This is a genomic window from Arthrobacter sp. Marseille-P9274 (genome assembly GCF_946892675.1).
Taxonomy (GTDB): Bacteria; Actinomycetota; Actinomycetes; order Actinomycetales; family Micrococcaceae; genus Crystallibacter.
Genome location: NZ_CAMPOV010000001.1, coordinates 1,337,099 through 1,350,818, shown reverse-complemented (window position 1 = coordinate 1,350,818; position 13,720 = coordinate 1,337,099). Strand labels below are relative to the sequence as shown.

10 protein-coding genes are annotated in these 13,720 nt (G+C 67.6%); 3 read left to right on the top strand and 7 right to left on the bottom strand.

Annotated elements, in window-relative coordinates; translation table 11 throughout:
• Positions 1 to 13 precede the first annotated feature (13 nt).
• Together OC550_RS06120 and uvrB are read right to left on the bottom strand one after the other, a co-directional pair.
• Positions 14 to 1,045 (bottom strand): TerC family protein, encoded by a 1,032-nt coding sequence (locus tag OC550_RS06120; RefSeq protein ID WP_262106269.1) that lies wholly within the window; start codon positions 1,043 to 1,045, stop codon positions 14 to 16.
• 213 nt (positions 1,046 to 1,258) lie between these two features.
• Positions 1,259 to 3,385 carry an excinuclease ABC subunit UvrB gene (gene uvrB / locus OC550_RS06115; protein ID WP_262104385.1) on the bottom strand — a complete coding sequence of 709 codons (2,127 nt, stop codon included), beginning with the start codon at positions 3,383 to 3,385 and terminating at the stop codon, positions 1,259 to 1,261.
• Positions 3,386 to 3,671: 286 nt separating this feature from the next.
• On the opposite strand from uvrB, the gene OC550_RS06110 reads away from it, so the two are divergent.
• A complete protein-coding gene (locus tag OC550_RS06110; RefSeq protein ID WP_262104384.1) occupies positions 3,672 to 5,105 on the top strand; it encodes an MFS transporter in 1,434 nt (477 codons plus the stop codon).
• A gap of 34 nt (positions 5,106 to 5,139) precedes the next feature.
• Here the strand turns inward: OC550_RS06110 and coaE are convergent, their stop codons facing one another.
• Both coaE and OC550_RS06100 read right to left on the bottom strand, forming a co-directional pair.
• Positions 5,140 to 6,354 carry a dephospho-CoA kinase gene (gene coaE / locus OC550_RS06105; RefSeq protein WP_262104383.1) on the bottom strand — a complete coding sequence of 405 codons (1,215 nt, stop codon included), beginning with the start codon at positions 6,352 to 6,354 and terminating at the stop codon, positions 5,140 to 5,142.
• A 38-nt stretch (positions 6,355 to 6,392) separates the two neighbouring features.
• Entirely contained in the window at positions 6,393 to 7,814 is a 1,422-nt protein-coding gene (locus OC550_RS06100) for an FAD-binding oxidoreductase (protein ID WP_262104382.1), read from the bottom strand.
• A 212-nt stretch (positions 7,815 to 8,026) separates the two neighbouring features.
• Between OC550_RS06100 and OC550_RS06095 the strand changes: the two genes are divergently transcribed.
• Positions 8,027 to 8,707, top strand: coding sequence for a YigZ family protein (locus tag OC550_RS06095; protein WP_262106268.1), 681 nt, complete (start codon positions 8,027 to 8,029; stop codon positions 8,705 to 8,707).
• A complete protein-coding gene (locus OC550_RS06090; RefSeq protein WP_262104381.1) occupies positions 8,700 to 9,836 on the top strand; it encodes a class I SAM-dependent methyltransferase in 1,137 nt (378 codons plus the stop codon). The genes OC550_RS06095 and OC550_RS06090 overlap by 8 nt, the downstream gene beginning before the upstream one ends.
• Before the next feature lie 94 nt (positions 9,837 to 9,930).
• Here OC550_RS06090 and rpsA read toward each other — a convergent pair whose 3' ends face one another.
• The 3 genes from rpsA to OC550_RS06075 form a co-directional block, all read right to left on the bottom strand.
• Complete coding sequence (rpsA, locus tag OC550_RS06085) at positions 9,931 to 11,409, bottom strand: 30S ribosomal protein S1 (protein WP_262104380.1); 1,479 nt, start codon at positions 11,407 to 11,409, stop codon at positions 9,931 to 9,933.
• A 290-nt stretch (positions 11,410 to 11,699) separates the two neighbouring features.
• Positions 11,700 to 13,010 carry a GNAT family N-acetyltransferase gene (locus OC550_RS06080; protein WP_262104379.1) on the bottom strand — a complete coding sequence of 437 codons (1,311 nt, stop codon included), beginning with the start codon at positions 13,008 to 13,010 and terminating at the stop codon, positions 11,700 to 11,702.
• An 11-nt stretch (positions 13,011 to 13,021) separates the two neighbouring features.
• On the bottom strand, positions 13,022 to 13,702 hold the full coding sequence (locus OC550_RS06075; protein ID WP_262104378.1) for a hypothetical protein: 681 nt from the start codon (positions 13,700 to 13,702) through the stop codon (positions 13,022 to 13,024).
• Positions 13,703 to 13,720 lie beyond the last annotated feature (18 nt).

Below are 13,720 nucleotides of genomic sequence, written 5' to 3'. Positions count from 1 at the left end.
GAAGGCCGTGTCGTTACCGCTCGTCGAGCCGCGCCTTCTCCTCCGGGTGGCGGCTGGCCTCGATGTCGGCGGCCAGTTCGGCGTCGATCTTGGCCTGCTTGGCTGCCGGGCTGAGCAGGCTGGCCACGGTGGCGATCACGAGGGTGCCGATAATGACGCCCAGCGACAGCTGGGTGGTGATCTCCGGGATCCACTCGATGTGCTGGCCGCCGTTGATGAACGGCAGTTCGTTCTCGTGCAGGGCGTGGAAGATCAGCTTCACACCGATGAAGGCGAGGATGACGGACAGGCCGTGCTTGAGGTAGACTAGGCGGTCCATCAGGCCGCCGAGCAGGAAGTACAGCTGGCGCAGGCCCATCAGGGCGAAGATGTTCGCGGTGAAGACGATGAACGCGCTCTGGGTCAAGCCGAAGATCGCCGGGATCGAGTCCACCGCGAAGAGCAGGTCGGTCATGCCGATCGTGATGAAGACCATGACCATCGGGGTGAACATGCGCTTCCCGTCCACCGTGGTGCGCAGCTTGTTGCCGTCGAAGTTCTCGCTGACCGGCAGCTTCTTGGTCAGGCGTGCGACGAAGCCGCTCTCCTGTTCCTCGTCCTCACCGGAGTCGGTGGCCTGCTTCCACGCGGTCCAGAGCAGGAACGCGCCGAAGATGTAGAAGACCCAGCTGAAGTGGGCGATTACGGTGGCGCCCAGCAGGATGAAGATGCCGCGAAGGACCAGCGCGATGATAATGCCGAACATCAGCACTTCCTGCTGGTACTTCCTCGGTACCGAGAACCGGGCCATGATGATGATGAAGACGAACAGGTTGTCGACGCTGAGGCTATATTCAGTGATCCAGCCTGCAACGAATTCCTGGCCGTAGTCAGGCCCGGCCTGCCAGAACATCAGGCCGGCGAAGATCAGCGCCAGAGCCACATAGAAGCTGACCCACAGACCCGCTTCCTTCATGGAGGGCTCATGCGGGCGCTTGACAACATAGAGCAGGTCAAACAGCAGGACGGCGCCCAGGATCACAAAGGTTGCGATCTGGAACGGCATCGTTAATTGGTCCGTCACGGAACCTTGCCTTTCGAAGCTGATCCCGCACGGGTGCGCCGCGCGGGGGTACGGGTGGTCGCCGCAAGTCTCTCCGCCCCCGGTGTCCGGTCAGGCCACTGCGCCCGGCAGGGCCTCGATGCCCCGCGTGTTGACGTTCACAGTGTTCGGGATACTCCCCTACGCTCGGACAAGTGTACAGCACACCCGCCGGCCTCAGGCATGGCCGGCAGAGCGCATCTGCCGCAGTTCCTTCTTCAGCTCCCCCACTTCGTCCCGGATCCGCGCCGCGAGTTCGAATTGCAGTTCGGCGGCCGCGGCGTGCATTTGCTCCGTCATCTGCTCGATCATGCCGGCCAGGTCCTCCGCCGGCGCTGCCGCCAGTCCGTCCTGCCGCACCTTCGCGCTGGCCGCGCCGGCCGTGCCTGCCTTGCCTTTCGGCTTGGCGGCGGAGTAGCCACGCTTTCCCTTGCCGTAGTCGAAGTCGCCCAGCAGCGCGTTCGTGTCTGCGTCCTCGCGGGCCAGCTGGTCGGTGATGTCGGCGATGCGCTTGCGCAGCGGCGTCGGGTCGACGCCGTGCTCCTTGTTGTACGCGAGCTGGATGGCGCGGCGCCGGTTGGTCTCTTCGATGGCATGCTCCATCGAGTCAGTGATCCGGTCTGCGTACATGTGCACCTGGCCCGACACGTTACGGGCCGCGCGGCCGATGGTCTGGATGAGCGAGGTGCTGCTGCGCAGGAAGCCTTCCTTATCAGCGTCGAGGATGCTGACCAGCGAGACCTCGGGCAGGTCAAGCCCCTCGCGCAGCAGGTTGATGCCCACCAGCACATCGAAGGTTCCCAGCCGCAGTTCCCGCAGCAGTTCCACGCGGCGGAGGGTGTCGACGTCGGAGTGCAGGTACTGCACCTTGACCCCGTGCTCCAGCAGGTAATCGGTAAGGTCCTCGGCCATCCGCTTGGTCAGCGTCGTCACCAGGACGCGCTCGTTCCGCTCCACGCGAAGATTGATCTCGCCGAGCAGGTCGTCGATTTGGCCCTTCGTCGGTTTGACGATCACCTCCGGATCGACCAGGCCGGTGGGCCGGATGATCTGCTGCACATAGCCGTCCGACTTGCCCAGCTCATACTTGCCCGGGGTTGCGGACAGGTAGATGGTCTGCCCGATCCGCTCCAGGAACTCGTCCCACTTCAGCGGCCGGTTGTCCATCGCTGACGGCAGCCGGAAACCGTGCTCCACCAGCGTCCGCTTGCGCGACATGTCCCCCTCGTACATGGCGCCGATCTGCGGCACCGTCACGTGCGACTCGTCGATGACCAGCAGGAAGTCGTCCGGGAAATAGTCCAGCAGGCAGTGCGGGGCGGTGCCCGGCCCGCGCCCGTCGATGTGCCGCGAGTAGTTCTCGATGCCGTTGCAGAAGCCCATCTGCTGCATCATTTCCAGGTCGTAGGTGGTGCGCATCCGCAGCCGCTGGGCCTCGACAAGCTTGTTCTGCGATTCCAGGGTCTCCAGCCGCTGCTGGAGCTCGTCCTCGATGGCCTTGACGGCCCGGCCCATCCGCTCCGGCCCGGCCACGTAGTGCGAGGCCGGGAAGATGTACATCTCGTTCTCTTCGCGCAGCACCTCGCCGGTCACCGGGTGCAGCGTGTGGATCGCTTCGATCTCGTCCCCGAAGAACTCGATCCGCAGCGCCAGCTCCTCGTACATCGGGATGATCTCCACCGTGTCGCCGCGGACCCGGAACGTCCCGCGGTGGAAGTCCATGTCGTTGCGGACGTACTGCATCGCCACGAACCGGCGGAGCAGCTCGTCCCGGTTGACTTCCTCGCCGCGGCGCAGCGTCACCATCCCGGCGACGTACTCTTCCGGGGTTCCCAGGCCGTAGATGCAGGAGACCGTGGCAACAACGACGACGTCGCGCCGGGTCAGCAGCGCATTCGTCGCCGAGTGCCGCAAGCGTTCGACTTCCTCGTTGACGGACGAGTCCTTCTCGATGAAGGTGTCCGTCTGCGGCACATAAGCCTCCGGCTGGTAATAGTCGTAGTACGAGACGAAGTACTCCACGGCGTTGTTGGGCAGGAGTTCGCGGAACTCGTTCGCCAGCTGGGCCGCCAGCGTCTTGTTCTGCACCATCACCAGCGTGGGACGCTGCACCTTTTCGATCAGCCACGCCGCCGTCGCGCTCTTGCCGGTACCGGTGGCACCCAGCAGGACGACGTCCTTCTCCCCCGCCTGGATCCGTTCCGCGAGCTCCTTGATGGCGGTCGGCTGGTCGCCGGCCGGCTGGTACTCGCTGATCACTTCGAACGGGGCAACGACGCGTTTGATGTCCTGGGCAAGGCTCATGGACTTAACGGTAGCCCCGAATGCGGCCAGCGCGGGTCCGTGATTGCTAGGGGCTGAACTGCCGCCGGACGGAGAAAGGCCAGGCGAAGGATCGCCTTAAGGCCCGTGCCGCCGTCGTACTTTCCCTCGCCCGCGCGGAGCCTAAGCAAACTTAGCAATCGGCACAAATCGCGGCGATTTGCTTGGTTCATGGCTCTGACAAGCGGATACTGTGACCTAAACGCCGCATCGAACCGAGAAGACGACGACGGCCCGCCCGCGGGCCGTCCATCTGGATGGAGAGAAAATGCCAAGCGACCACAACCCACCGGAGGACAATCCCGCCGGGCGCATTCCGGACGGCTCGGCAGGGGGCGGCGGCAGGGAGCCCGAGCCGCAGTACGCCGCCCCCACTACTGACACGCTCGAGGGCCGGCGGACCATCCGCAAGGCGATCGGCGCCTCGGCGATGGGAAACGCGACCGAGTGGTTCGACTACGGCATCTACGCCGTGGCCGTCACCTACATCACGGCGAACTTCTTCCCCACCGAGGGAGGCGTCGCCTTCGCGCTGGCAACGTTCGCCATATCCTTCCTGGTCCGCCCGCTGGGCGGACTCGTCTGGGGCCCGCTGGGCGACCGCATCGGGCGGAAGTCCATCCTGGCGCTGACCATCATCCTGATGGCCGGCGCGACCTTCGCCATCGGCCTGCTGCCCACCTACGACATGATCGGCATCTGGGCGCCCATCCTGCTCATCGTCCTGCGCATGGTCCAGGGCTTCTCCACCGGCGGCGAGTACGGCGGAGCCGCCACGTTCATGGCCGAGTATTCGCCGGACAAGAAGCGCGGCTTCTTCGGCAGCTTCCTGGAGTTCGGCACGCTGTTCGGCTTTGTCCTCGGCACCGCGCTGGTGCTCTTCTTCCAGATCATCCTTGGCCAGGAAGCGATGACAGAGTGGGGCTGGCGGCTGCCGTTCCTGGTGGCCGGCCCGATGGGCCTGATCGGCCTGTACCTGCGGAGCAGGCTCGAGGACACGCCCGTGTTCCGGGACCTGGAAGAGCACCACCAGGAGGAGTCCAGCGCCAAAACCGAGTTGAAGGACCTGGTCGTCAAGTACTGGAAGCCGCTGCTGACGATGGCCGGCCTGGTGATCGCCCTGAACGTCACCAACTACACGCTGCTCAGCTACATGCCGACCTACCTGCAGACCGAAATCAACCTCTCGGCCAACAGCGCGCTGACCCTGACGCTGCTGGGACAGCTGGCCATGATGGTCGTGATCCCCTTCGCCGGCCGGTTCTCGGACAAGGTCGGCCGGAAGCCGATGTGGTGGGCGTCCCTGGGCGGCCTGTTCGTGGCCGCCATCCCGATGTACCTGCTGATGCGGATCAACTTCGGTTCCGCGCTGATCGGCTTCGCGGTCCTCGGGCTGCTGTACGTGCTGCAGCTGGCCACGATCTCCGCGACGTTCCCGGCCATGTTCCCCACCCAGGTCCGCTACGCCGGTTTCGCGATCACCTACAACGTGGCGACGGCGATCTTCGGCGGCACCGCCCCGCTGGTCAACGAGCTGCTGATCCAGTCCACGGGCGACACGCTGGTTCCCGCCTACTACATGATGGTCGCCTGCGTCGTCGGCGCGGTGGCGCTCAAGTTCGTCCCGGAGACCGCCGGCTGTTCGATCCGCGGTACGAAGATCCCGAGCATCGAGCGGGACCGCGCCGAAGCGGGGCGCTGACGCCGGACACCCTCGGACCTGGGGAAGGTCCCGCCTAGAAGGCGGCGGCCTCCTCGGGCCGCCAACCGGAGCCGCGGATCCAATCCCGGAGCCGCGGCTCCGCCGTGTCCGTGAACCACTCGTCCTTATCCTTGGCATAGCGGCCGGACGACCGGTCCCCAGCATGCAGTTCCGCCAGCCGCCGCTTTTCCGCCAGGTACTCGGCCGCCACCGGAGCCTCGGCGCGCAGCCAGTCGCGGAAGCCCAGGGCGTAGCACCACCCGGGCGACCCCTGCACCCGGACATGGACGTTGGCCGCCCGGCCCGGGTCAGCGTTGCAGTGCATCCGCTTCTCCCAGGCGGCCGGGTCCGGGCAGGAGGGCTTCGGGGAGTCCCGCCACTGCCCCGGCCAGCGCGGGAACCCCGCCGCGGCGAGGTTTGCGGCGATCGCATCCGCGTCGGCCAGGCTCGCAACGGAGACCTGCAGGTCAATAACGTCCTTGGCCGGCAGGCCCGGGACGGAGGTCGAGCCGACGTGGGCCACACCCAGGACGCGGCCGTCCGCGGCCACGATCCTCGCCCCCAGCCGGCGGGCCTGGTCGCTCCACTGCGGGTCCGGGTCCACCAGCCGCGGACCCTCGCTGCGGGGTGCCGCCCGTTCCGTCCGCAGGTTCTCCGCAAAGGGCACGAGCCGCTCGTCCCACAGCCGGTCCACGGCGGCCAGCAGGTCTTCCGCGCTCGACACGTTCTCCAGCACGACGTCCGCGGCCGCCCGCCGCTGCTCCGCGGTCGCCTGGGCCGCTATCCGCGACCGCGCGTCCTCGGGTGCCATGCCGCGCAGGTCCACCATGCGGCGGACCCGGATCTCCTCCGGCGCGTCCACGACGAGCACGAGGTGGAAGGCGGCCCCCTGCCCGGTCTCCACCAGGAGCGGAATGTCCTGCACGACGATGGACCCCGGGCCGGCCTCCGCCACGAGCTGCGCCGAGCGTGCCCGCACTAGCGGATGCACAATCGCATTGAGCTGCTCCCGCTTGGCCGGATCCCCGAAGACAATGGCGCCCAGCGCCGCACGGTCCAGCCCGCCGTCGTCGTTAATCACCTCGCGGCCGAAAGCCGCGGCGACCGCGGCCAAGCCCTCGGTCCCCGGCTCCACCACTTCGCGGGCCAGGACGTCAGCATCCACCAGGACCGCGCCGCGCTCACTCAGCCGCCGCGCCACCAGCGATTTCCCGGCCGCGATCCCGCCCGTCAGTCCAACCTTCAGCATGCCGCCAGCTTAGCGGCATGCCGAAGGGCCCCTGCGCATCACTCTGCGGCGGGCGGGATGTTCTGGTTGATGTGGAAGACGTTGTCCGGATCGTACTGGGCCTTTACCTGGGCCAGCCTGTCGAAGTTTTCCAAGTAGGAGGCCCGCACCCGGTCGGGACCCTCGTCCATGATGAAGTTGATGTAAGCGCCGCCCGCCGAGGTCGGATGCAGCTCCTCCCAGTAGGCTTTCGCCCAGTCGGAGATCAATTGGGCCTTGGCGGGGTCAGGGTCGATGCCCGCGATGACTCCGGCCCATCCGCCGCCGCGGTAGGCGAAGGCGGTGTCGCCCGGAGCCACCTGTTGCGCCGCGCCGCTGATCGGATACATGTGCATGGTGGACAACTCGGTCGGGATGGCCTCCCCGTACTTCCGGTGGACCTCGATGGCTTCGTCCGAGAGCTCGGTGATGAAGTCCGCCTTCCAGTACCACTGCAGACCCGAAGGAAGCAGTGGATCGAACATCGACTGGAGCGCGGAGAACGGCATATTCTGCAGGCCGACGAGCAGGGGATTCCCAAACTCCCGGATTGGAGCCAGGACCCGCTCCGCGTCGGCATGCGGGCCCGTGTAGCACCAGACGATCACGCAGGCCCTGCGGTCATGCAGTTCCTCAGGGAAAACCGGAACGGGCGGGATCCGGGTCACGCCGATCCAGCCGTTGAGGTCGCCCGGCTGCTCCGGCAGGAAGTCGCGGTACCAACGCATGACCTCGCCGACGTCGGCCAAGTCGTAGAAGACCGGTCCTCCGATGATGACTCCGTTCTCACCGACGTCGTGGCAGCGGAAGCGGAACGAGGTCACCACCCCGAAGTTTCCGCCGCCGCCCCGCAGCGCCCAGAACAGTTCGGGATGGTGCTCGGCATCGGCGGTCACCAGCGAGCCATCCGCCAGCACCACGTCGGCGCTGAGGAGGTTGTCGACGGTCAAACCCGCAAGCCGGGTGAGGTACCCGACTCCGCCGCCGAGGGTGAGCCCGCCGACGCCCGTGGACGACACGAAGCCCGATGGCGTGGCCATGCCGAACGGCACGGTCGCATGGTCGACGTCCCTCCACAGGCAGCCGCCGTCCACCCTGACCTCGTGGTTGGCCGGGTCGACCGTGGTGCTGCGCATCAGCGACAGGTCGATAACCAGGGCGTCGTCCCACACGCCGAGCCCGCCGGCGTTGTGCCCACCGCCGCGGACGGCGACTTCCATGGAGTGCTGGCGCGCAAAGCGCACGCAGGCGACGACGTCCGCCGCGTCGGCGCAGCGGACGATGACCGCGGGGCGCCGATCAATCATGGCGTTGTAGACCGCCCGGGCTTCGTCATACGCAAGGTCCGCGGGCTTGATCGTGTAGCCGCGCAGTTGGGCCTCGAGCTCCTCGTACGGGTTTACCAGGCCGGTAACAGTAGCGTCGGCTGGGGTCGTAGACATAATGGTTCCTCCTGAGTCCGGCCTCGCCAAACACAGGAGCATCCGGCCGCCCCCGCCGTATACCAGGACGGTCCGCAATGCCGATGAAATGTTCGCTGCGCGTGGCGCGGCACGGCGTTTGCTCCGTCTCCCCACAGCAATCTTTCCACCGGCGGCAGAGGCCGGCAACGGCTTGACCGCGTGTCGCGGCCGGCTCGCCGTACTAGGCTGGTCTGGTGCAACCAGCCTCTCCGTCGTCCCTCAGCTACACCACCATCGACGGCGAACACCGGCATGAGGTGGAGATCAAGCGTTCCCGGTTCATCACCGTCCTGCGGCGCGTTGAGACGGAAGACGACGCCCGCGAACTGGTCGCCGGCCTGCGCAAGGAATTCCACGACGCGCGGCACCACTGCAGCGCTTTTGTCCTGGGCGCGGATCGCGGGGTGCAGCGATCCAATGACGACGGCGAACCCTCCGGGACGGCCGGAATTCCCATGCTGGAGGCACTGATCAAACGCGAGACCGCGCCCGGGGTGACGGACCTCAGCGACATTGCGGCCGTCGTCGTCCGCTACTTCGGCGGCATCCTGCTGGGGGCCGGCGGGCTGGTGCGGGCCTACTCGGATTCCGTCTCCCAGGCGCTCTCGGGGACGCGGCTTATCCGGCGCGAGCACCTGCAGCTCTTCTCGGTTCCGGCCGGGCACGCCGCCGCGGGACGGCTCGAGAACGATCTTCGCGGCGCCGGGGTCCAGGTGCTGGGCACGGACTATCATCCCGACGGCGTGCTCATACAGGTCGCCCTGCCGGACTCGCCGGAAACCCTCGCCGGATTCCGCGAACGGCTGGCGGCGTTGACCGGCGGCGGCCCCGAGCCGGTACCCAACGGTAGCCGGTGGGTCGACCGTGGCTGACCTCGATCTGGCCGCACTGCGGCGCTGGCCCGACGTCGAGGCGGAGAATCTCTTCGCCTACGACGCGGCGGACCGGCTCCTCCTGGCGACGGCGGAGCCGCTGCTGGCAGGGCTGGATGGGCCGGACGGCGCGGCCCTCGCCGTCGTCAATGACCACTACGGTGCGCTGACCCTGTCCCTGGCCGCCCGCGGGCTGACGGGAGTCCGGGTGCACCAGGACCCGTTGTCGGGCGAACTCGCCCTGGCAAACAATGCCGAGGCGCTGGGGCTTGGCGGCTACCGCCAGCACCCGCTGGGGCCGGAGATGTTCGACGGCGTCCGCTTGGTCCTGCTGCAGCTGCCCCGTTCGCTGGATGCGCTCGAGGAAATCGCCGGGTGGATTGCGCGCTCGGCCGCGCCCGACGTGGTCGTCCTCGCCGCGGGCCGGGTCAAGCACATGACGAAGGCGATGAACGAGGTGCTGGGCACCGCCTTCGGACAGGTGACGGCCGGCCTGGCCAGGCAGAAGGCCCGCGTCCTGACGGCGACCCGTCCGGTGCCGGCGGCGTCCAGCCGGTTCCCGCTGGAGGAAAGCCACGACGTCGGGCTGCCGGCCCCCTTGCGGCTCGTCGCGTTCGGCGGGACCTTCGGCGGAGCCAAACTGGATGTCGGTACCCGCTTCCTGCTCCCCCTGCTCGACGGCGCGCGCGACTGCCGCACGGCGGTGGACCTGGGCTGCGGCAACGGAACGATCGCGGCCTTCCTCGCTTTGCGGCGGCCGCAGCTGCAGGTCATCGCGACGGACCAGTCGGCCTCCGCGGTCGCGTCGACCAAGGCGACGGCCGAGGCCAACGGCGTCGCCGGGCGCATCACCGTCCGCCGGGACGACGGGCTGTCCGGCCTCGCCGATGCCTCCGCCGAACTGATCGTGCTCAATCCGCCGTTCCACATCGGCAACGCCGTGCACGCCGGAATCGCCCTGAAATTGTTTGCCGACGCCGGCCGCGTCCTGGCCCCCGGCGGCGAGCTGTGGACGGTGTGGAACAGCCACCTCGGCTACCGGCCCGCGCTGCAGCGCCTTGTCGGACCGACGCGGCAGGTCGCACGGAACTCGAAGTTCACCGTCACCGTCAGCGTCCGCGAGGGCTGAGCCCGCGGACCTAACAAGCCGCCCTTAACCAAGCGGGACCCCCGCCCGAGGCAGGGGTCCCGCATGCATCCTCAGCGCCTAGGGGCGCCTGGGATTAGTTGCCGGTCAGCTTCTCGCGCAGAGCGGCGAGAGCCTCGTCCGAAGCCAGGGTGCCGCCGCTGCTGGGCTCGGTCGACGCAGCGTCCGAGGAGGAGTAGCTGGTCGGAGCCGCTTCGCCGCCCTCGGAGGATGCCTGGGCATCTTCCTGCAGGTGGCGGGCAACCTGCTTCTTGTGGGCTTCCCAACGGGCCTGGGCGTCAGCGTACTGCTGCTCCCAAGCGGCGCGCTGGTTCTCGTAGCCCTCGAGCCATTCGTTGGACTCGGGGTCGAAGCCCTCGGGGTACTTGTAGTTGCCCTCTTCGTCGTACTCGGCAGCCATGCCGTACAGCGCCGGGTCGAACTCGGTGCCTTCCGGATCGACGCCCTCGTTGGCCTGCTTGAGGGACAGCGAGATGCGGCGGCGCTCCAGGTCGATGTCGATGACCTTGACGAACAGCTCGTCGCCCACGGAGACGACCTGCTCGGCCAGCTCGACGTGGCGGACAGCCAGCTCGGAGATGTGGACCAGGCCTTCGATGCCGTCTTCGACGCGAACGAACGCACCGAACGGAACCAGCTTGGTGACCTTGCCCGGGACAACCTGGCCCAGCGCGTGCGTGCGGGCGAAGGTCTGCCACGGATCTTCCTGGGTGGCCTTCAGCGACAGGGAGACACGCTCGCGGTCCAGGTCCACCTCGAGGACCTCGACGGTGACTTCCTGGCCAACCTCGACAACCTCGGACGGGTGGTCGATGTGCTTCCAGGACAGCTCGGAGACGTGCACCAGGCCGTCGACGCCGCCCAGGTCCACGAAGGCACCGAAGTTGACGATCGAGGAGACAACGCCCGGACGGACCTGTCCCTTCTCCAGCTTGTTGAGGAAGGTCGAGCGGACCTCGGACTGGGTCTGCTCGAGCCAGGCGCGGCGGGACAGCACAACGTTGTTGCGGTTCTTGTCCAGCTCGATGATCTTGGCTTCGATCTGCTGGCCGATGTACGGAGCCAGGTCGCGCACGCGGCGCATCTCGACCAGGGAGGCGGGCAGGAAGCCGCGCAGGCCGATGTCGAGGATAAGACCACCCTTGACGACCTCGATGACGGTACCGGTGACGACGCCGTCCTCTTCCTTGACCTTCTCGATGTCGCCCCAGGCGCGCTCGTACTGTGCGCGCTTCTTGGACAGGATGAGGCGGCCTTCCTTGTCCTCCTTGGTCAGGACAAGGGCTTCGACCTCGTCGCCCACGGAGACGACGTCGCCGGGATCAACGTCGTGCTTGATGGAAAGCTCGCGGGAGGGGATGACACCTTCGGTCTTGTAACCGATGTCGAGCAGGACTTCGTCGCGGTCAACCTTGACGACAGTACCTTCGACGAGATCGCCGTCGTTGAAGTACTTAATGGTCGCGTCGACAGCAGCGAGAAAGTCTTCAGCGGTACCAATGTCGTTGACTGCGACCTGAGGGGTACCGGGCTTCTCGGTGGAGGTGATGGTCATGTAGTAGGGGCTCCGATGTGGATAGTTTTCTTGGTTCCGCACAGCTTGACTCTGCTCTGGACCCAGCACAAAATGGCTGCAGTCTTCCAACATTGCTGACTGTCCGGAAGCGGACATTGTGGTATGACGCAGGATGAAGCTTCTGCGTACGCATTACGCGCCCAACCAGTCTAGCCGCAACGGCCAAGTCGGGTCAAAGCGGGCGCGGCGCGTCCGAGCCTCTTTCCAACCCCCGCCGTCCGCCCCTCCGGGCCCGTTTCCCGCCCGCCGCGTCCTTGCTGGATCTGCGGCTAGAAGTGCGTGATGCAGTAGGGCGCCGAGCCCAGCGCGAACAGCCTGTCCACACGTCCGACGGCGGCGTCGTCGCCTTCCAGCCGTCCCGCGCCGGCGAGGGTCCGTCCCCGCACTCCCCCGAGATAGAGCGAGCCCAGGACGTCGACGTCCAGGGTGACGTCCACCGCAGCCGAGGAGCCCAGCCGCTCCACCCGCGCCTGCCCGCCGGCGGCGTCCAGCCGGAACCGTCCCTCGGCCAGGCCGAGCGGATCCCGGACGGCGAAGGCCAGCGAACCGTCCTGCTCGAAGCGGCGGGCTTCCAGCGCCCCCACCGGGTCGAGTATGCGCAGCCAGAGGGCGTCCTCCTCCGCGGTGACGCTGTAGACGCGCGGGTCGGACAACGCCCAAGGCAGCGGATCGTGGGCCGGAGCCGCGGACCACACAATCCGCTGGACCAGGTCGATGGAACCGAGGTACCGCCAGAGCTCGCGGTAGCTTGCCTCCGAAGCTGCCACCAGGTCGACGACCTTCATGGTGTACGGCTCGGAATGCCAGCCGGCGAACTTGTAGGCCACGTAGCCGCCGGGCTCGCCGTCCGGACGAAAGTGCACCGCCACCCGAAGGTCCGGATTCGGTTCGGGCTTCTCCGACTGCCAGCGGCCCGACGCGACGCGGGCATACGAAAACTGGCGGTCCAGCGAACCGGTGGTCCGCCCGTGGAAGCCAGCGAAGATTTGCGGGGCCAGCTCGAGCATCGACGCGGGATCGACCAGCTCCATGTTGCCGTAGGGCGCCGCCCGCAGTGCGAAGCGTTCGCGGACGTCGACCTCGACGCGCCGGGTGAACGCGGCGGCCCCGAAGCCGAAGCGACCGTAGATTGTTGCCTCCGACGCCGTCAGCGCCGCGACCGCGAGGCCCCTGGCAGCCGCCTGCTCGAGGTCACTGGTGATCATGGTCCGCAGCAGGCCGCGGCGGCGGTGTGTCGGCCGGACCGTCACCGCCGTGATCTGGTGGGTCGGGACAAGCCGTCCGCCTCCGACGTTCATCGTGTTGGCCAACGACCCGTAGGTGGCCACCGGAATGTCCGGGCCCCAGGCACCCGGCCGGGCGCCGTCGTCGTACGCTCCCCACAACACGCGCCGGTCCGCCGCGTAGGCAGCGACGTAGGCCTCCACGTGCCCGGGCTCCGGCGCCCCGTCATGGAACCCGGCCCGGACCGCCTCGAACCAGCCCATGGTCCGGGCATCAGGCCGGCCGTCCTCGAGGCCGGCCGGGAACTGCTCGATCCTGATGGTGCCGGCCTGGGCCTCTGCTGCGCTGGTGTCCACGTCAGCCGAGCCTAGTGCCCGGCGACCTGTTCCACCAGAGAGCGCCTGGTGTCCATGCCGGAGAGGTGATCGCCCATGGCGGCGACCGCGATGATGCAGGCCGTCATTTCGAGTCCCTCTTCGAGCATGAGGCCGGCGGAAAACAGGATTCCGGGGCCTCCCTCCCGGAGCGAGCCATTGATTGCTTCGACGCCCAGGGCGCCTCCCGCGTAGCACGCCAAGGCCAGGGCCAGCCGCGGGGCGATCTCGCGAGGCAGCGCGCGGCCAGCCAGGCATAGGACGGCGGCACCCAAGAGACCCATGGCCGTGCCCAGGATAAGCCACGGGTAGGTCGGCGTCTCCACGCCCGCGGCTAGCATGGGCCGGGCGAGGCGTTCGTGCAGGCCCGCGGTTTCGTCCACGCTGAGGTAAGCCGCTGCCGCTGCAACCACACCAAAGGCCAGGCGGGGCCTGCCCGGGTCCGCGGCAACGGCCGCAGCAGCGGCGAGCACGGCGGTCAGGAACAGCAACGAGGCATTCCACCAGGTCGGCAGGTTGGATTCCGCGCCGATGTCCACGAAAGCCTTGGCTTCCTCGAGCGGCACCGCATAGTGCAGCGCGAAGACCGCGACGAAAGCCGTCATGACGGCGGCGGTGACAGCCAGCAGGAACCTGGCAACGAGACGGGCGGCGGGGCGGCGGCCGAGAATCACGTGGAATCCTCCTCAGGG